Raw genomic sequence first — 17,642 nt, 5'->3', positions numbered from 1 at the left:
CATTTTCGCCAGGACTGACTTGAACACACTTTAATCTACTCTTTTAATCCGAGAATCTCTTTTGAAATTTCCATCTGTGCATTGATGATGGCAATGGATTTTTGAAGTCTTTTGATATCGTCTTCATCTAGGTCGCTTTCGAGGGCGATCTTCACCATCGGATGTTTCTTTAACCATTGGCCTTGCCTTGAAGCATAGGTTTGGGGAATTCCTGATCTGAGTGCACTTTGCGTAACATTTCCGTCTTTAAGAAATTCCACAATGAATTTTAGAGTTTCTAAAGTTAAAATATTTTTGTGAGCTTTTAATCTTGATGAAAATCCCATTTGTCGTATACGCATGCATCAAGAGTTTCACCATTTATTAGATGGCGCAATCATTGATGCGATGATATATTTTTTCGCACATTCAATCCCTAGGAGTATCATCATGAAAATTTCAAAATCCATTCAAGCTAAAGCTTACGGCGTACCATCTGAAGCTGCTCAATCTGAAACTACAAAACTCACATCTCTCAACATTGAGCGCCGAGCGCCCAACGCGAACGACGTGGTTATTGAGATTGATTACTGCGGAATCTGCCACTCGGATATTCACACTGCGAGAGGAGAATGGGGAAAATCAACTTACCCATGTGTTCCCGGTCACGAAATCGTAGGCAAAGTTATTGCTGTCGGGAAAAAGGTAAAACGCTTTAAAGTTGGAGACGTCGCTGGCGTTGGGTGCTTTGTAGATTCATGCGGGAAATGCGCAAACTGTAAAAATAACGAAGAGCAATTCTGCGTAGATCACACAGTGTTCACATACAACAGCACAGAGCTTGATAATAAAACTCCAACCCTTGGTGGATATTCTTCTCATATCGTGGTGAAAGAAAAATATGTTTTGAAAATAAAAAAGGGCCAAAAGCTCGAAAGAGTTGCGCCACTGCTATGCGCAGGCATCACGACTTACTCCCCGCTTAAAAGATACGGAACTAAAAAGGGTAAAAAAGTTGGAGTTGTTGGCTTGGGTGGACTCGGACATATGGCTGTGAAAATCGCCAAAGCAATGGGAGCCGAGGTTACCGTGTTCAGCACTTCACCAGGAAAAGAAAAAGATGCAAAAAAACTTGGAGCTAAAAATTTTGTAATGACAAAAGACCCTGCGAATTTTGAAAAGTGTGTAGGGAAATTAGATTTAATTATCAATACTGTTTCTGCAAATATTGATTTTGGTCCTTATATGAACTCTCTTAAAATCGGAGGAACACAAGTTCTTGTGGGCGTAGCACCGGAGCCAAATCAAATCGCTGCAACATCTTTGATCTACGGAAGAAAAAATTTGGCTGGTTCACTCATTGGCGGAATCAAAGAAACTCAAGAGATGCTTGATTTCTGTGCCAAGAAAAAAGTGTTATCGGATATTGAATTGATTTCGGCTTCGCAAATCAATGAAGCCTACGATAAGACAGTAGCTGGACAAGTAAAATATAGATTCGTGATCGACAATAAAACTTTATAACTTCGATCAAGCATGATTGCTTGGTATAGGCCAAGCAATCATCTTTCTATTACCCACATCTTTTATTAGATATGTGTAATTTTTTTGATAAATAGTTATTGAGATTGAATGAAGAGAGGCCGGCGAAAGCTGGCCTTTTTTATTTTGATTTGATTACGCCTTGGCCTTGAACAGTTCTATTTTCGTTTTTCCAATATATAGTTACAAGAGTAAGTCTAAAATCTGTTTCTCGTTCTAGTTTTTCCTTAAATGCAACGATTGCTGGATGTGCAATTAGATCTCCATTAAAATTGTGCGTTCCTAATTTGAAATATATTTCTCCTTTAGGGTTTAAAATTGAAACTGAATTAGTAAGAACAAAGACAATACTCTCGGCCTGATGATCGGTAGATTTAAATGGATAATTAGTCCAGCCGCCAGAAGGTCGCATAGCGATCAAGTCTACACCTTTAATATTTCTCTCGGCATTGGACTGTGCAAGTTTTTGCCAAGTTGTAGTAGAAAAAATATTACCAGTTACTTCAGTGGGTTGTCCGTATCTCTCGATTTCTTCTTTTGAGATACTTAAATTTTCATATCTTAAACCCGTCATAGAATCTATAGTCGTAAAATCTTTTAAATAGTAACCTGAGCCCATCAAATCCAATGCGTTCGTAGTCAATCCTTGGGATTTACGATCACTTAAAAATCTTTCAAAATAACCTTTATACTCGCTCACACCATGCTTTTTTAAAACATCCTGAAAATGGAACTCGTAAGAGGCGTTGGGACCATCTTCTGGCCACCTTGAAATTGGTCGAATTTTTACTTCGTCAAATAGCTCTGAACAAGCATTGGCCCACAAATGAGCTCCGCTGAACAAAGTATAGACAATTAAAATAAGCGAAATCGAATTAAACATGGGTTTATCCTTAGGATTCTAAGTAGAGCAAACCCAATGCCACGCTAAAGAAATATGGGGTAAAGCTCACTTAAGCTTTTTTTACAAACTCTGATTTTAAATTCATATCACCAAAACCTTCGAGTCTCCCTGAGATGTTATGACCATCGCCGTGATCTCGAAGTTTTATGTTTTTCATTTTAGCGCCGGTTTTAATGGGCTTTGGTGCGCCTTTCACCGGAAGATCTTTGATGACTACAACGGTATCGCCCTCGATCAAGATATTTCCGTTGGAATCTTTTACGACAAAACCCTCAGGCTCAGCTTCCGCAACTTCCGCTTTCGCTGATTGACTCCATTCATTTGAACACAACGGACAAACCCACAGATTTCCATCCGCATACGTCGCCTCGCCATCACATTTAGGACATTTGGGTTCGGTAGCCATGATTTCTCCTCGGTTATAGTCTATTTGTTCATGCTTAAAATTTATCCTTAAAATTTATCTTAGTCACCCTTGCTTATCAATGCTTAAGCCAGATAGCACTGCGGTATTGTAAGGTTATACCTTGATCAACTTACCGACGCTGAATAAAATTAAAGAAGGAGAAGTAAAATGAAACCACCTAAAGTTAATTTTGAAACTGATCTTGTGTTGGAAAGAGTTGTGGATGTTTCTCCTGAACTCATCTGGAAGGCTTGGACTGATCCTGAACAATTGAAACAATGGTTCACTCCGCGCCCTTGGAAAACTATCGAATGTCATATGGATTTAAAACCCGGCGGAGCTTTTAGGACTACAATGGAATCTCCTGAAGGAAAAAGATTTAATAATGTCGGCTGTTATTTAGAAATTATTGAAAATCAAAAATTAATATGGACTTCAGCACTTCTGCCAGGTTTTCGCCCTATTGCAAAACCTGAAAACGGCGCCGATTTACTTTTTACTGCGATCATTTACCTTGAAGCCAAAGGCAGTAGCACAAAATACACGGCTATCGTAATGCATGCGAATGCCAAAGATCGTAAAATTCACGAAGACATGGGCTTTACTGATGGTTGGGGAAAAGCACTAGATCAATTAGTGGAAGTTGCTAAAAATAAAAACGCTTAAAGGATTTTTTTCAATTTGATGACAGTAGAAGGATTTCTGTCATAGAATGCCTTCTATGTCACAACTGTTACAGCCTATCAAACTTGGTTCCATCGAATTAGATAATCGCATCATCATGGCCCCACTCACCCGCTGCCGAGCTTCGGGTGAAGACGGAAGAACTCCCAACGAATTGATGGTTGAATATTACGTGCAAAGAGCTTCCGCAGGACTCATCATCAGCGAGGCCACCGCCGTAACACCCATGGGCGTGGGTTATGCCAATACTCCTGGAATTTGGTCCGAAGAACATGTGAGACGTTGGAAGTACATCACAGAAGGTGTTCATAAAGCTGGCGGGAAAATAGTTTTACAACTCTGGCATGTCGGGAGAATTTCTCATCCAATGTTCTTGAATGGAGAATCGCCGGTGGCACCAAGTGCAATTGCTGCCGAAGGCCACGTAAGTCTCATTCGACCAAAGACTCCCTACCCTACACCAAGAACACTTGAGCTTTCAGAAATTCCACACATCGTAGAAGAATTCAGAAAAGGTGCCGAGAATGCAAAACTAGCAGGCTTTGACGGTGTAGAAATTCATGGAGCCAATGGATATCTTCCAGATCAATTTCTAAGAGATGGGTCAAACAAACGTACGGATGAATACGGTGGTTCTATAGAAAATCGCGCAAGATTTATGTTGGAGATTACAGATGCCGCGATTTCAGTGTGGGGCGCAGATAAAGTAGGAGTGCATATTGCACCTAGAGATTCTGCCACGATTAAAGATTCCAATCCCATTGCCACCTTTGGATATCTTGCAGAAGAACTTCGCAAAAGAAGAATCGCATTTTTATTTGTTCGTGAATCTGAAGGACCTGATAGCATTGGGCCACAGTTGAAAAAGATTTTTAAAGGACCTTATATTGCAAATGATAGTTTTACACTTCAATCTGCGCACGCGACTTTAAGAAAAAGTGAAGCAGATGCCGTAGCCTTTGGAAAACTATATATCGCAAATCCTGACTTGGTTGAACGCATCGCCGAGAGAGCTCCACTCAACACACCAATTCCTGAAACATTTTATTCTGAGGGAAGTAAGGGTTATACAGACTATCCATACTTAGCAGAAACTAATTTCGTAAGAAAATAGTTTCTGCCGAAGGATTTTAAAAAATTACTTCTTGCAAACTTTGCTGTCCAAAGAATATTTGCCGGCGCCCGTGAAGATCAAAAGTACACAAGCTGCTAAATAAAAGAACGCTAATTCTTTTACACCAAACGGATCAGCTGCATGAACTACAAATCCCGCCACCAACATTGTAAAACCCAAAATTGCTGCCGCAAATCTTGTACACAATCCAACTGCGATTAAGAGTCCGCCGCCGAATTCTGCAAGCGCCACTACCCATGACATAATTCCTGGCATTGGAAGCCCCATAGATGTTAATCCCTCAACCAATCTTTCAGGTGGTGGAAGCTTTCCCAAACCATGAGTCAATGCCATTGCCAGACCCACAAATAATCTAAAAATCAATAATCCCAAATCTGAATTGCGTGTAAATTGTTTTAATTTTTCCATTGTATCTCCTTGGATGTATTTTTCATATGAACGTGGCTACTAAATCAAAAAATATTTTATCTGTCACCAGATGATTTCTTGCTTTGTTTTTCGTACAGTTTTCCACCGATCCACGCACAGGGAAGTGCAATCACGATATTGGCGATCGAATACCACGCCGGCCCCTTATCCCACATCATGTACGCGCCTACGCCTGCCATGATCATACCAAATATTCCGAGGGCAAAAGCGTGTTTCATCGGAAAGTACGGAGCAAGCTTTGCTGCAATAAAACAACCAAAAGAATTTAAAATAATTCTATAAAACAATGCCAACATAAAAAGCTCATCAGACATCACAACATCAAAAGATGGAAACACTCCCGTCTGATGCATAATCATATCCACTAGCGTAGTGATCACTACCGTTGCAATAAAACCCGCCACGATGGCACCTAAACTTTTAAAAGGACTGGGATCAATTTGATTTGCATTGTCACTCATAGTTGCCATATCTCCTTCGAATTTCTCGCACACGATGATTCGTCATAAAAATTAAACTTTAACTTCTTTCCATTTACCTTTTTTAAAATAATACCATGCAATGATGGCAATAAAAACTTCTGAAACAGGGACCGCGATCATCACTCCAGAGGCTTTAAGATCTAAACCTTTTGCTAAAAAATACGCTAACGGAATTTGTAACAGCCAAAAGCAGAAGAAATTAATCAAAGTGGGAGTCTTAGTATCGCCAGCACCATTTAAGGCCTGCACCATTACCATCCCTATTCCGTAGAAAACATACCCCGAGCCAATAATCTGTAATGCACGAGTTCCATAGGCAAGAACAGCTTCATCGTTTGTAAAGAACGAAACGATAGGTTCAGCAAAGAATAAAAATAGCAGCGTTACAAAGAACATAAAGATCGCATTGTATTTTGCCGTGAGCATTACGCTTTGCTCGGCTCTTTCAAATTGCTTTGCACCGAGATTTTGTCCAACCAGAGTCGCTGCTGCATTACTTAAGCCCCAAGCGGGCAAAATAAAGAATACAAAATTTCTTAAAGCTATTTGATATCCCGCGGTTGCGTCTGTTCCTCCGGTTTCAGCTACTAATTTGGTCAGCACAATCCAACTTCCACTGGCTATAATCATCTGTAAACTTGCAGGCCAAGAAATATTGATCATTGATCTAACGATTGGAAAATCCAATCCAAAATGACGAAGTTCAAATTTAAGTGAAAGTCTTTTTCCGCTAAAAAGATGAAAAGTTTGATAGAGCACACCACTACTTCTGCCAACGAGAGTAGCAATCGCCGCACCTTTCAAACCAAAAAAATGAATAAAAATTGGACACAATATGATGTTCAGAATACTTGCTATCCACAAACTTTTCATTGCCATTGCGGCGTCACCGGCGCCCCGAAACACACCGTTAATTAAGAATAAAAGAATGATTGCATAACTTCCGCCAAACATGATTTGGGCAAATATAGTTCCGTCGCGAATAACGTCTTCTCCTGCACCCATAAATCTTAGAATTTCTGAAGCATAGATAACCCCTACAATTCCAAGAATTGCAGAAATCGCAATTGATATCAGAATGGCTTGAGCCCCCGCGTGGGCAGCTCCTTCTAGATTTTTTTCTCCTACACGCCTTGCAACAATCGCGGTTGCCCCCATGCTAAGCCCCATACCAATAGAATAGACAATCGTAATTACAGATTCTGTGAGACCAACCGTAGCAATGGCGCTTGCGCCTAATTTGCTGACAAAAAACATATCCACAATTGCAAATACACTCTCTAAACTCAATTCCAAGATCATTGGAATAGCTAGTAATACCACGGCCATCGAAATGCTGCCTTTTGTATAATCTTGCTGCTCTCCATTGAGTGATTGTTTAACAATTGCGTATACTTTCTTTATTTTTTCCACGGACTTCCCATTTCATGTGTACTGTTATAGTTAATTTATAACATACTAACTGTTGCGTCAAACAACTGAATGATGTTTACTCCCTCCTACACTTACTCGAGGTACTCAACGTGTACGAGCCCATATTATTTGTTCATTCTTGGTTTCGCTGGATTGTTTATTTAAGTATTATTTATTTTTTCTTTAGATCCACTTACGGTTGGCTAAAGAAAAAGCCATGGAAGCATTCCGATACTAATTTCATTTGGGCCTTTGATCAGATTTTTAATTATCAAATTCTATTTGGATTTATTTTATGGCTTGCCGGAAGCCCACTCACCAAAGCCGTATTCGCGGATCCTGGAGCCGCTCTTCAAAATAATGTGATTTCATTCTTCACTATCCGCCATGGTCTCACCATGATTTTTGCCTTGGGTTTATTTCATATAGGCAAGGCCCGCGCAAGAAAATCTCCGGAAGAAAAAAGATTTAAAATTTACTCTATAGTATTCGGACTTGTTTTTGTGATTGTGAGCTCGGCCATTCCTTGGCCTGGACTTATTTATGGAAGGGATTTATTCAAATGGTTCCTTTAAATAATTTAGATCTTAAATATTTTCGAATTCTGGCTCTAGCTGAAGGATCATCACTTCTTGTTTTAATGTTTATCGCAATGCCTTTAAAAAGAATTTTTGGATATCCGGAAGCGGTGAAAATAGTAGGAAGCATTCATGGAATTTTATTTTTAATGTACATGTATACGCTTTTAACCATCGTGATCAATCACAAGTGGCCCGCTAAGAAAACTCTTTTGGCCGTGATTATGTCTTCGATTCCATTTGGATCATTCTGGTTTGATCGAAAGTATTTAGTTAATTCTTAATCTTGTAACCAGTTCTAAAAATACCCCATACAGCCACCAGGCACAATCCCAAGAAAATACTGATCATAAGGATACTTGTGTTCACATTAAAATCTGAAACTCCGTAAAAGCTCCATCTGAATCCATTGATCAAATAAACAACCGGATTAAATAGTGTTACTTTTTGCCAAAATTCAGGAAGCATTTTTATCGAATAAAAACTTCCGCCTAAGAAAGTGAGTGGTGTAATTATCATCAAGGGAACAACTTGAAGTTTTTCGAAGCCGTCCGCCCACAGACCAATAATGAATCCAAACAAACTAAAGGATACAGATGTTAAAACCAAAAACGTCAACATCCAAATAGGATGAACTACGGTGAAATCCACAAATAGCCTCGCCGTCACTAGAATTATCACCCCTAGAAGAATAGACTTCGTCGCCGCCGCGCCCACGTAACCCATGACAATTTCAAAAGCAGAAATTGGTGCCGATAACACTTCATAAATGGTTCCTGCATATTTTGGCATATAAATTCCAAAGGAGGCATTGGAAATACTTTCGGTTAAAACCGAAAGCATAATCAATCCAGGAACAATGAATGCTCCATAACTGATACCATCAATTTCTGTCATCCGAGAGCCAATTGCTGAACCAAATACAATAAAGTAAAGTGAGGTCGATAAAACCGGAGAAGCAATGCTCTGGAAAAGCGTTCTAAAAAATCTCGCTAACTCAAACCAATAAATGGATTTTACGGCGTGGAAATTCATTTGCGACCTCCGACAAGTTTAACGAAAATTTCTTCGAGAGAACTCTCTGTTGTTTTGAGATCTTTGAAATCAATTCCCGCTTCGGCAAGCTTTCTTAAAAGTTGCGCGATTCCCGTTTCTTCTGCTTGAGAATCAAAGGTGTAGATCAATTGCAATTTGTCTTCGGAAAGCTCAAGACTGTGACTTTGTAACTGTGATGGCAATTGACTCAGTGGATTTTGTAAATTTAGCATTAACTGTTTTTTACCCAATTTTTTCATTAAAGCTTTCTTATCTTCCACTAAGATAATTTCACCCTTACTGATAACACCAATACGATCCGCCATTTCTTCAGCTTCTTCGATATAATGTGTAGTTAAAATGATTGTGACTCCACTTTGGCGAAGCTTTCTTACCATTTCCCACATGTCCCGACGAAGTTCGACATCCACGCCCGCACTGGGTTCATCTAAGAATAGAATTTCTGGTTCATGAGATAATGCTTTTGCAATCATCACTCTTCTCTTCATTCCGCCAGAGAGTGACATGGCCTTGTTGTTCTTTTTGTCCCAAAGAGATAGGTCTTTTAAGATTTTTTCGACATAGGCATGATTTTTGGGCTTACCAAAAAGTCCGCGGCTGAAGTTCACAGTATCCCACACCGTTTCAAACATATCGATAGTTAACTCTTGAGGTACCAACCCCACTTTCGAACGAGACTTTCTGTAATCATGAATGATATCGCTACCATCAACAGTGATTTTCCCACTTGTAGGATTTACGATTCCGCAGATCACATTGATGAGCGTGGTTTTCCCCGCGCCATTGGGACCAAGAAGGGCAAAGATCTCACCCTTTCGAATATTTAAATTGATATTCTTTAGAGCTTTGAAATCTGGTGCGTAAGTTTTATTGAGCTGAGCGACGGAGACAATATCAGATGTTGTATTCATGAATTTTATATTGCCACTACTTGTTTCTATAATCGAACTAAATCTCGCGTTGTCATGTGGCGTGATAAGGCGTAATATTTATGCATGAGCCAAAAGCCAACAAATTCGGCGTCGATTCTTCAATTTATAATCTTTGCTGGAGTTATTCTAGATAGCTATAGCGTTTATGGATTTTGGAAAGAATTAAACGATAATAAATCCATCAACACCATGATCGAGAAAAATGGTTTAGCGACACAAGATTTAGATATCGCATCCATGGTTTCCACATTACAAAGAACTGGTACACTTTTGTTGCTTGCCTTTTTAATTTTTGATTTTTTGGCTTATTACTATTTATCAGACTACAAAAATTGGGCACGAAAATACATCATGTCGATTGCAGCATTTTATCTTATAGGGTGCTTTTTTAATTTTTCTATCTTCTTTTTCCTCTATGGCGCATTCACTCTTTATTATTTGTATAAACACCCTCAACCATTTTTAAGAAATTAACCCATATCAATCCAGCACGTTATTATATCGATATCTTAACATTATCTTATTAAGAGACACTTTGCTCTCATACAAAGCTTTTGAGAGTTGTGGCGTTATCGAAAAATTCTATTTGCTTTATCGTTGATAGAATCAAAGGTGAAACGACCAACAAAGGAGGAACCCATGACAACGACAAGCGCAATCATCGTCGCTATGGTAGCATCTCCTCCAGCTCTACACTTGGATCGCGAGCAAATACTTGTTCCCGTTGAGCCCGAATATCATCTGGAACAAATAATGCAATCGATTCCAATTCATCCACTCAATATCAGCCCTAAAAAAATCTTGGGTGATAGATTTGTGAATCGCGTAAGAGCTATTGATCAGCGTGCTACCGAGATCAACTCGATCAGTTTCGACCAAGTAACAGCAAGACGATAATAATATTCTCTTGGACTTTGCTGTTAGAAAATAAAAAGCCGACTTGAAAGGAGTCGGCTTTTTATTTTGAAACCAAAAGGGAGCAAAAAGTGCCCTGCACCTTTACGTGTCTCAATTGCGTTATTTAAAAAATATTTTTTTAATATTTCAAAATAAAGTTGACGAGCTTTTTGATGGATTAAATGAACTACATTTAGTTATTTTTATATTTCCTTTTGTTTTTAATTTTATCTTCGCTGTGGTTAATAGAAAGCCTTTATGTGCGTCTAATATTATTTTATCAATATGTATTTCAATTTTTAAATCTCTCAAATCTTTAAGTTTTAAAATCCATGTTATGTTCTCTCTTACTCAAAGGAGATCCCCATGAACTTAAAACATTTTTCAAATCAAGGCCTACTAGAAAACGCTAAAAGACTTTCTACGGAAGAAAGAAAAACAACTACAGAGATCCTTCATCATTTAAGGGAGATCGAAATCAGAAAACTTCATTTGGAAATGGGGTTTTCAAGTCTTTTTGAATATTGTTTAAGAGAACTAAAGTACTCTGAGTCCCAAGCCCAAAGAAGAATATCTGCCATGAGATTAATTCGTGACCTTCCTGAAGTTGAAGCTAAAATCAAAGAAGGTTCTTTGAGTCTTTCTAATGCGGCAAAAATTCAAAGCTTTATTAGACAGGCTTATAAAGATGAAAAACCCTTAAATCTTTTAGAAAAGAAAGAACTCGTTCAAAAGATAGAGAATAAATCCACAAGAGAATGTGAGCTCGAACTGATCAAGTTCTCTCCTGAACCTATAATTGCAAGATCAAAGGAGAGAATAATCAGCGAAGAATATACGGAGCTTAAACTCACTATAAAAAAGGATCTTAAAGATAAAATAGACCAAGTTAAAAACTTACTCTCTCATCAAAATCCTGAGGGAGACTTGAACAAACTCTTAGAGCTTATGTGTGATATGGTCATAAAAAAGAAAGACCCATCACAACGCAGAGCTTCTACCTCGCAACAAGTGGAATTAAAAGAAGAAGCAAAAGAAAGACCAGAGATAAATAAAAATGTTGTTGGAACTTTATCAAAAGAAATCTCAAATTCTACGAATCGAAAAATGTGTAAACCTACCAACCGCTATATTCCAGGAACTATCAAGCAAGAAGTATATATGAGAGATAAAGGATGTTGCACTTTCACTTATCGGGAAACTAAGCGAAGATGCAATTCCAAACATTTAATACAGTACGATCACATAAGACCGGTGGCATTTAATGGCGAAACCACAGTTCAGAATTTGAGACTTCTGTGCTTCCAACATCATAAGCTTGTTACAGATCGTATATTTAGGATGCAACCAAGTAGTCTGTAAGTTTTAAGCTAGTAATCATTAGAAATCGATATAGTAAAAACTGTTGCAATAAAGCTGCATTGAATTTTGGCATATTAATTTCATTTATAACAATATATGAAACTTTTTTATCAACGATCATTGCTACAGATGGTTTTAATTCTTGTTGTTATGACAGTAGTGTCAACGAATACAACATCTGCTGAACCAAATTTGTCTGTAGGTTTATGTGTTAAGTTGTTTGGATCAAATGGATCAAATTCTGAATTTGTTACAGAAAATATATGGTTTGAAAGGATTAATGAAAAACCGTATCAACTGGGATCTATTCGTAGATATCCTAATAAAATAGCTGTGACGGTGGATTTAAACTCTAAAGCATCCGGTTTTTATAGAGGAAGCATAAGAGATCTAATAAGAAAATATCCTGACTATGCCTCAGTACTTGGATTTAAATTATTAGATCGCGATACATACCTTATTCCCGATGAAAGCACCCTCAACAATTTGATTGATTCATTTCCAAACCAAAATAGAATCTCAGGATTACGTGTTGTTTTAGTTCCAGGTAAGATCATACCAGATATCATTTATGCTAAATACATTGTCGACGGATTATTTCCAATTGGATTAGATTCAAAAATATTTATTCATGATACATCGGTTCATTTATTTGGTGCTCTATTTTTACCTAAAAACATTCTCATTAAAATGCAGATGAGATTTAGCTTCTTACTAATGCTTTTAAATGATCCGATACTATCCCGTTCAACAGTATTTAAAAAGCGTGTTGCCAAGATCATTGATAATCAGGTTGCACTGTTTGATAGCTTAACTGTTGATTTCTCACATATTCTTTTAAATAAACAAGAAAAATTTTCATCAGGAATATATACGTCTGATTTTTTAGGAGATTTAAAACAACCCTTCTATTTCCAAGAACAAAAAATACCTGTGCGTCCAATGCCTGAAACATGGAATTGGGGCAAAGATGTTAATATGGTGTTTAGATGGAGATTACAAAGTATTCTAAAACAATTTCCAAACCAGGATCTAAGTGTTCATATGATTATTTCAGAATTTAATGATACTTTAAATAAAATGGATGAACATTGATTCTAAAACCACATTTTTATGATCAAGATATTTTCAAATGGACGCTGACTTGTTATACTATTCTGCTCCTTAAAAATTTTCTTAAATACAGATAGTATAAAATTCCGATGAGGGCCCCGCCGAGATGGGCTCCGTGACCGATAGGAAGGCCGTGGCCGCCCGCTTGCGCAACCAGGCCCCAGATATCAAGACCAATGAATGCTACAGCTCCCCAGATCGCTGGAAGCGGGATAATCCCCATGATTAAAATTTTCTCTTTTGGATACAGTAAGGAGAATAAAAGTATAATTCCCGCAATTGCACCGGAAGCGCCAAGTGCCGGAAGCTCGGGTTGTCCCAAGATAAACGCCGAAACAGCAGCGTGAGCAAAAGAACTAAAAATTCCAGCAACAAAATAAAACCACAAGAATCTCTTAAGACCAATGGTCATTAAAATCACATTACCAAAGCTATAAAGTACGTACATATTAAGGAAAATATGCAAAAACATATTGTGCGAAAACGCTGATGTAACGAGTGTCCAATATCGTCCTTCTGACAGCGCATCCCAACTGATTAGAAAGTTAAGAGGCATAAAGTCAGAATCTATGACTGGAAGCGGGATATTCCAAGCGAGGAACACCAGGATGTTTATAAAAATTATGATTCGAATGGTATTCATTGATATGCCTTTTATAGTCCGATTATAGTAACACAACTATATGTCACAAACCTATCGTTTATCAAAAACTCTATACTGTAAGGGCAAAAATTGTGCAAAAGCCCTCTGGCTGCACTTCCATAAGCCCGAAGCACAAGACCCCATCGACAGCTACAGAAAAAGACTCTTTGACTACGGACACGGCGTTGGGAAACGCGCAACGGAAAGCTTTCCCAATGGAGTACTAATTGATGTGCCAAGAGAAGAGGGTGCTCTTGCATTAGCCGAAACTAAAAAGGCTTTGGGCAAAAATCCACCAGCAATTTTTGAAGGAGCATTTTTACATAATGATGTTTTAGTACGAGTTGATATCTTAGAAAATAATAATGATGGCACCTGGAATCTTATCGAAGTTAAATCCTCCAGTAACGTCAAGCCCAATCCTCATTATGATGATGTTGCAATTCAAAAGTGGGTGCTTGACGGATCGGGAATCCAAATTCAAAAATCTTACATCATGATTCCGACCAGAGGTTTTTCTCCCAAAGGAAAGTTAGACAGCACTGGAAAATTCGTAATGTATGCTCTGGACAGCGATATCGTTAGTCATAGCAATCAAATTGCCGAGAATATCAAAACCTACCAAGCCAAGCTCAATACAACTTCCGAGCCCATCGAAAGAACCGGTGAGCGCTGCAAACGCCCTTATCTCTGCGAATTTAAAACTTATTGTTGGAAACAAAATAAGAACAAACATTAAGAATCATTTTTCTCACTCTGATTTTCACTCTCAATGATATCCATCTTAAAGAGTTCGCAGATCGGCATGCCAAGAGCTAAAGAAATTTTAAGCAGCGTGCGAAGCGTGAGCCCTGCCTTTCCAGCTTCAATCCTCTGATAAAATCTCTTATCACAAGAGACTTTCTTACAAGCCTGACTCTGTGAGAGACCCAATTGTTTTCTATAATACTTTATGTTTTTGCCTATATTAGAGGCTAGCGTGTTGAATTCCATTTCATTTTTCTTTCTTGCATGTTTATTATTTAACAATATTTATTTATTAATAATTATTTAATGTATGTAAACAAAATTTATTACTTAGATAAAAGAATACAGTATACCCATGCACAACATCTGAGCAATTTTATGAATTGGATCCCTATATCGGGATTATTTACCCGAGTCTTATATGGATCACAGGAATTTATATAAATTAATGGTATTAATATACCGCTAGAAGAACGTCTTGCTTTTAGATCTTGAAACAACGGCTCTTTGAGCTGTTGTAGTTAATTATAGATCACAGTTACAATTTTTAAATAGTCTTTAAGATAAAAGATAGAGGCTATAATTTTATCTCTGTCTTTTGATTCAATATATTTCTCAATAAGTCTTGCCTGCTCACCGAGCTCAGTAAAGCCATAACCACCAGATACACCTGCAACAATGTGTGCATAGCGCCTGGCTTCCTCCCAATCTCCTTTGAAGACTGCCGTCTCTATAGCCGTGAGATCATTGATTCGGTTCTGAACAAAGTTAACCATAATCTCTTCTAAAGCCTTATCCACGATTATTACGGGAGATAATTTTTTTGCAGCTGACATATTTTTGTTTCCTTAAGAGGCGATATTCTTTATGTCTTGAGATAAAATCCAAGATCGTAGTTTCTGAACTGATTCATAGTTTAAGCCGATAAAAACGAGTTTAACTTCCCAGATGCCCGTTACCATTTCTCTAATATTAGCTACGCGAAATGCAACCGGCGGGATTCCAACCTCATGAAAAAGACTTGAATTGAGTTCTAGCACCTCGTCAATCTTGAAACGATTGGTGCTTTCAGCAAGAAGCCCAACATCTGAAATGGATTTTATTTTTATTGGCTCTTTTTTAATCACCTGGGCATTTTCTGATAAAACCGTCTTGGAAATTTCGACATTTGGATATTTCGATGGGGAAATTTTGTTAATAACAAAATCTATAGCTTCATTGAGTTTATCTTTTTCAATAGGTTTTAAAATATAGCCTTCAGCCTTAACCTTCATAGCGCGCTCCACATCTTTTTTTTCTTTTCTCCCGGTCATAAACACAATTGGAAAGAATTTATATCTCATGCTGTTCTTTAATGTTTCTGAAAGCTGAAATCCATTGGTATAGGGCATTTCTATATCAAAAATTCCAAGATCAATTCTATAAGTATTCAAAAGCTCCATGGCATCCATTGCATTGGCTGCTGTCAGCACCTCGTGCCCGGAATCTGATAAAAACATTTTTGCCAAATCCAAAATTTCTTTAGAATCGTCTACAATCAATATGCGTGCCATAATTTACCTCGATATTATTTCATCGGACGTAAATAATAATTGTTAATAATTATTTTGTTTAATTTTAAGACTGTGTTTTTTTGAATCAATTGTCTTGAGAATTGGGGTGGAAAAAAGCCCCTTTTGCGGTAGGTTCGAACCTTCGAATACTAATGCAATTTTATGATTTAGCTTTTTTCATGTCTACATATTCTTCATATGTAATATGATTGTCATAGATAATGCCTGTATCAATTTCGATTATTCTATTAGCCACGGTTTGGATAAATTCATGATCATGAGAGGTAAATATAACACTGCCTTTGTATCTAGAAATGCCCTCATTGACCGCCGTAATGCTTTCTAAATCCAAATGCGCAGTGGGACCATCTAATAATAATACATTAGCTCCAGAAAGCATCATCTTGGATAGCATACAGCGCACTTTCTCACCACCAGACAAAACTCTTGGTTTCTTAAGAGCATCAGCTCCACTGAATAGCATCTTTCCCAAGAAGCCACGTATGAATGATTCATCTTTGTCTTCGGAATATTGTCTCAGCCAATCCACTAATGAGTCTTCATCGCCCGAAAAATATTTTGAATTCTCTGTCGGAAAATAACTTCTTGTAGTTGTTGTTCCCCAAGCAAAAGTTCCTGAATCTGCTTTCGCCTCACCTGCAAGAATATCTAAAAGTATAGTCTTGGCTAAATCGTTTTTGCCAAGAAGAGCGATCTTGTCGCCCTTCTTCATCATAAAACTTATGTTTTTAAGTAAAGGCGAACCCTCGAAAGTTTTCGAAATCCCCTCTACAGCTAGAACATCATTGCCCAATTCTCTTTTAAGATCAAAACCAACGTAAGGCTGTTTACGTGAAGATATAGGCATGTCATTGAATGTGAGCTTCTCTAATTGTTTTTGACGAGACGAAGCCTGTTTGGATTTTGAAGCATTCGCACTGAATCTTTGAATGAAGGCTTTGAGTTCTTCTGCTTTATCCGTGCTCTTTTTGTTTTGCGCAGATAATAATCTTTGATTGAGTTCGCTTGCCTGTCTCCAGAAGTCATAATTTCCTGTGAAGGTTGTCACTTTTGAAAAATCAATATCTGCCATGTGTGTGCATACGCGATTTAAAAAATATCTATCATGGGAGATTACGATAACTGTATTTTCAAATTTTAGTAAAAACTCCTCTAGCCACTTGATTGCATAAATATCCAAATGGTTCGTGGGCTCATCCAGAAGTAGGATGTCGGGCTGACCGAACAATGCTTGAGCAAGAAGAACTTTAACTTTTTCTCCTCCGACAAGTTCGCTCATTAATTTTTGATGTTGAGATTCATCAATTCCGAGTCCCGCAAGCATGGTGCTCGCTTCCGATTCTGCTTCCCAGCCATTCAATTCTCCGAATTCCATTTCAAGCTCTGAAGCTCTGATTCCATCTGCTTCCGAAAAGTTAGGATTCGCATAAATCTTGTCTTTTTCCTGCATGATACTGTAGAGCTTTTCATTGCCCATCAATACAGTTTGAAGAACGGTATGCTCATCAAAAGCATAATGATCCTGCTTTAAAACAGAGATGCGAAGATTGGGATCAATGATCACTTCCCCGGTGTTGGGCTCGATTTCTTTCGATAAGATCTTTAAGAAGGTTGTTTTGCCAGCACCATTTGCACCAATTAAGCCATAGCAATTGCCTGGCGTAAATTTAACATTTACGTCTTCAAAGAGCTTTTTAGCTCCGAATCTTAAGCTGACATTGGCGGTGCTGATCATAGAAGAGATTTTGTACTTGAAAGTGTTAAAA

The 17,642-nt window shown here is 37.9% G+C and carries 23 protein-coding genes; 10 read left to right on the top strand and 13 right to left on the bottom strand.

The window, feature by feature from the left end; translation table 11 throughout:
• Positions 1–35: 35 nt before the first annotated feature.
• The gene (locus V4596_12070; protein ID MES2769873.1) at positions 36–341 is read right to left on the bottom strand and encodes a hypothetical protein; all 306 of its coding nucleotides are present in this window, start codon (positions 339–341) and stop codon (positions 36–38) included.
• 88 nt (positions 342–429) lie between these two features.
• Between V4596_12070 and V4596_12065 the strand changes: the two genes are divergently transcribed.
• The gene (locus tag V4596_12065) at positions 430–1,503 is read left to right on the top strand and encodes an NAD(P)-dependent alcohol dehydrogenase (GenBank protein ID MES2769872.1); all 1,074 of its coding nucleotides are present in this window, start codon (positions 430–432) and stop codon (positions 1,501–1,503) included.
• 139 nt (positions 1,504–1,642) lie between these two features.
• Here V4596_12065 and V4596_12060 read toward each other — a convergent pair whose 3' ends face one another.
• Positions 1,643–2,404 (bottom strand): hypothetical protein, encoded by a 762-nt coding sequence (locus V4596_12060; protein ID MES2769871.1) that lies wholly within the window; start codon positions 2,402–2,404, stop codon positions 1,643–1,645.
• Between the two features lie 70 nt (positions 2,405–2,474).
• Positions 2,475–2,831: a zinc ribbon domain-containing protein YjdM gene (locus tag V4596_12055; protein MES2769870.1), complete on the bottom strand. Its 357-nt coding sequence runs from the start codon at positions 2,829–2,831 to the stop codon at positions 2,475–2,477.
• Between the two features lie 168 nt (positions 2,832–2,999).
• Between V4596_12055 and V4596_12050 the strand changes: the two genes are divergently transcribed.
• Both V4596_12050 and V4596_12045 read left to right on the top strand, forming a co-directional pair.
• Entirely contained in the window at positions 3,000–3,497 is a 498-nt protein-coding gene (locus tag V4596_12050) for an SRPBCC family protein (GenBank protein MES2769869.1), read from the top strand.
• Between the two features lie 55 nt (positions 3,498–3,552).
• A complete protein-coding gene (locus tag V4596_12045; GenBank protein ID MES2769868.1) occupies positions 3,553–4,629 on the top strand; it encodes an alkene reductase in 1,077 nt (358 codons plus the stop codon).
• 24 nt (positions 4,630–4,653) lie between these two features.
• Here the strand turns inward: V4596_12045 and V4596_12040 are convergent, their stop codons facing one another.
• From V4596_12040 to V4596_12030, 3 genes are all read right to left on the bottom strand, one after another.
• Positions 4,654–5,058 (bottom strand): DoxX family protein, encoded by a 405-nt coding sequence (locus V4596_12040; GenBank protein ID MES2769867.1) that lies wholly within the window; start codon positions 5,056–5,058, stop codon positions 4,654–4,656.
• Positions 5,059–5,114: 56 nt separating this feature from the next.
• Complete coding sequence (locus V4596_12035) at positions 5,115–5,519, bottom strand: hypothetical protein (protein ID MES2769866.1); 405 nt, start codon at positions 5,517–5,519, stop codon at positions 5,115–5,117.
• Positions 5,520–5,591: 72 nt separating this feature from the next.
• Positions 5,592–6,974, bottom strand: coding sequence for an MATE family efflux transporter (locus tag V4596_12030; GenBank protein MES2769865.1), 1,383 nt, complete (start codon positions 6,972–6,974; stop codon positions 5,592–5,594).
• Between the two features lie 110 nt (positions 6,975–7,084).
• Here V4596_12030 and V4596_12025 point away from each other — a divergent pair, with 110 nt between their 5' ends.
• A complete protein-coding gene (locus V4596_12025; protein ID MES2769864.1) occupies positions 7,085–7,549 on the top strand; it encodes a hypothetical protein in 465 nt (154 codons plus the stop codon).
• Positions 7,537–7,836, top strand: a complete 300-nt coding sequence (locus V4596_12020) for a DUF3817 domain-containing protein (protein ID MES2769863.1) — start codon at positions 7,537–7,539, stop codon at positions 7,834–7,836. The genes V4596_12025 and V4596_12020 overlap by 13 nt, the downstream gene beginning before the upstream one ends.
• Here the strand turns inward: V4596_12020 and V4596_12015 are convergent.
• Entirely contained in the window at positions 7,826–8,587 is a 762-nt protein-coding gene (locus tag V4596_12015) for an ABC transporter permease (GenBank protein MES2769862.1), read from the bottom strand. The genes V4596_12020 and V4596_12015 overlap by 11 nt on opposite strands.
• Positions 8,584–9,519, bottom strand: a complete 936-nt coding sequence (locus V4596_12010) for an ABC transporter ATP-binding protein (GenBank protein ID MES2769861.1) — start codon at positions 9,517–9,519, stop codon at positions 8,584–8,586. The genes V4596_12015 and V4596_12010 overlap by 4 nt, the downstream gene beginning before the upstream one ends.
• Positions 9,520–9,603: 84 nt before the next feature.
• On the opposite strand from V4596_12010, the gene V4596_12005 reads away from it, so the two are divergent.
• The 4 genes from V4596_12005 (at position 9,604) to V4596_11990 (ending at position 12,894) form a co-directional block, all read left to right on the top strand.
• Positions 9,604–10,014 (top strand): hypothetical protein, encoded by a 411-nt coding sequence (locus V4596_12005; GenBank protein MES2769860.1) that lies wholly within the window; start codon positions 9,604–9,606, stop codon positions 10,012–10,014.
• Positions 10,015–10,179: 165 nt separating this feature from the next.
• Entirely contained in the window at positions 10,180–10,437 is a 258-nt protein-coding gene (locus V4596_12000; protein ID MES2769859.1) for a hypothetical protein, read from the top strand.
• Positions 10,438–10,803: 366 nt separating this feature from the next.
• Complete coding sequence (locus V4596_11995) at positions 10,804–11,799, top strand: HNH endonuclease (protein MES2769858.1); 996 nt, start codon at positions 10,804–10,806, stop codon at positions 11,797–11,799.
• Between the two features lie 96 nt (positions 11,800–11,895).
• Entirely contained in the window at positions 11,896–12,894 is a 999-nt protein-coding gene (locus V4596_11990; protein ID MES2769857.1) for a hypothetical protein, read from the top strand.
• A gap of 52 nt (positions 12,895–12,946) precedes the next feature.
• Here V4596_11990 and V4596_11985 read toward each other — a convergent pair whose 3' ends face one another.
• Positions 12,947–13,555 (bottom strand): rhomboid family intramembrane serine protease, encoded by a 609-nt coding sequence (locus tag V4596_11985; protein ID MES2769856.1) that lies wholly within the window; start codon positions 13,553–13,555, stop codon positions 12,947–12,949.
• Positions 13,556–13,595: 40 nt separating this feature from the next.
• Here V4596_11985 and V4596_11980 point away from each other — a divergent pair, with 40 nt between their 5' ends.
• The gene (locus V4596_11980) at positions 13,596–14,294 is read left to right on the top strand and encodes a hypothetical protein (protein ID MES2769855.1); all 699 of its coding nucleotides are present in this window, start codon (positions 13,596–13,598) and stop codon (positions 14,292–14,294) included.
• Here V4596_11980 and V4596_11975 read toward each other — a convergent pair.
• The 4 genes from V4596_11975 to V4596_11960 all read right to left on the bottom strand — a co-directional run bounded on the left by V4596_11975 (position 14,291) and on the right by V4596_11960 (position 17,611).
• Entirely contained in the window at positions 14,291–14,584 is a 294-nt protein-coding gene (locus V4596_11975) for a helix-turn-helix transcriptional regulator (protein ID MES2769854.1), read from the bottom strand. The genes V4596_11980 and V4596_11975 overlap by 4 nt on opposite strands.
• Before the next feature lie 239 nt (positions 14,585–14,823).
• Positions 14,824–15,138 (bottom strand): Hpt domain-containing protein, encoded by a 315-nt coding sequence (locus V4596_11970; GenBank protein MES2769853.1) that lies wholly within the window; start codon positions 15,136–15,138, stop codon positions 14,824–14,826.
• Between the two features lie 12 nt (positions 15,139–15,150).
• Complete coding sequence (locus V4596_11965) at positions 15,151–15,855, bottom strand: response regulator (protein ID MES2769852.1); 705 nt, start codon at positions 15,853–15,855, stop codon at positions 15,151–15,153.
• A gap of 160 nt (positions 15,856–16,015) precedes the next feature.
• A complete protein-coding gene (locus tag V4596_11960) occupies positions 16,016–17,611 on the bottom strand; it encodes an ATP-binding cassette domain-containing protein (protein ID MES2769851.1) in 1,596 nt (531 codons plus the stop codon).
• Between the last annotated feature and the right edge of the window lie 31 nt (positions 17,612–17,642).

This window comes from Bdellovibrionota bacterium (assembly GCA_040386775.1).
Classification (GTDB): Bacteria; Bdellovibrionota; Bdellovibrionia; order Bdellovibrionales; family JAEYZS01; genus JAEYZS01.
The sequence above is the reverse complement of the archived record's forward strand: the minus strand, read 5'-3'. Positions and strand labels throughout refer to the sequence as shown.

What these genes read in the sequence shown, in the direction of transcription:
- V4596_12070 (MES2769873.1), bottom strand. Translation starts at nt 341, where the DNA reads ATGCGTATACGACAAATGGGATTTTCATCAAGATTAAAAGCTCACAAA.
- V4596_12065 (MES2769872.1), top strand. Translation starts at nt 430, where the DNA reads ATGAAAATTTCAAAATCCATTCAAGCTAAAGCTTACGGCGTACCATCT.
- V4596_12060 (MES2769871.1), bottom strand. Translation starts at nt 2,404, where the DNA reads ATGTTTAATTCGATTTCGCTTATTTTAATTGTCTATACTTTGTTCAGC.
- V4596_12055 (MES2769870.1), bottom strand. Translation starts at nt 2,831, where the DNA reads ATGGCTACCGAACCCAAATGTCCTAAATGTGATGGCGAGGCGACGTAT.
- V4596_12050 (MES2769869.1), top strand. Translation starts at nt 3,000, where the DNA reads ATGAAACCACCTAAAGTTAATTTTGAAACTGATCTTGTGTTGGAAAGA.
- V4596_12045 (MES2769868.1), top strand. Translation starts at nt 3,553, where the DNA reads ATGTCACAACTGTTACAGCCTATCAAACTTGGTTCCATCGAATTAGAT.
- V4596_12040 (MES2769867.1), bottom strand. Translation starts at nt 5,058, where the DNA reads ATGGAAAAATTAAAACAATTTACACGCAATTCAGATTTGGGATTATTG.
- V4596_12020 (MES2769863.1), top strand. Translation starts at nt 7,537, where the DNA reads ATGGTTCCTTTAAATAATTTAGATCTTAAATATTTTCGAATTCTGGCT.
- V4596_12015 (MES2769862.1), bottom strand. Translation starts at nt 8,587, where the DNA reads ATGAATTTCCACGCCGTAAAATCCATTTATTGGTTTGAGTTAGCGAGA.
- V4596_12010 (MES2769861.1), bottom strand. Translation starts at nt 9,519, where the DNA reads ATGAATACAACATCTGATATTGTCTCCGTCGCTCAGCTCAATAAAACT.
- V4596_12005 (MES2769860.1), top strand. Translation starts at nt 9,604, where the DNA reads ATGAGCCAAAAGCCAACAAATTCGGCGTCGATTCTTCAATTTATAATC.
- V4596_12000 (MES2769859.1), top strand. Translation starts at nt 10,180, where the DNA reads ATGACAACGACAAGCGCAATCATCGTCGCTATGGTAGCATCTCCTCCA.
- V4596_11995 (MES2769858.1), top strand. Translation starts at nt 10,804, where the DNA reads ATGAACTTAAAACATTTTTCAAATCAAGGCCTACTAGAAAACGCTAAA.
- V4596_11990 (MES2769857.1), top strand. Translation starts at nt 11,896, where the DNA reads ATGAAACTTTTTTATCAACGATCATTGCTACAGATGGTTTTAATTCTT.
- V4596_11985 (MES2769856.1), bottom strand. Translation starts at nt 13,555, where the DNA reads ATGAATACCATTCGAATCATAATTTTTATAAACATCCTGGTGTTCCTC.
- V4596_11980 (MES2769855.1), top strand. Translation starts at nt 13,596, where the DNA reads ATGTCACAAACCTATCGTTTATCAAAAACTCTATACTGTAAGGGCAAA.
- V4596_11970 (MES2769853.1), bottom strand. Translation starts at nt 15,138, where the DNA reads ATGTCAGCTGCAAAAAAATTATCTCCCGTAATAATCGTGGATAAGGCT.
- V4596_11965 (MES2769852.1), bottom strand. Translation starts at nt 15,855, where the DNA reads ATGGCACGCATATTGATTGTAGACGATTCTAAAGAAATTTTGGATTTG.
- V4596_11960 (MES2769851.1), bottom strand. Translation starts at nt 17,611, where the DNA reads ATGATCAGCACCGCCAATGTCAGCTTAAGATTCGGAGCTAAAAAGCTC.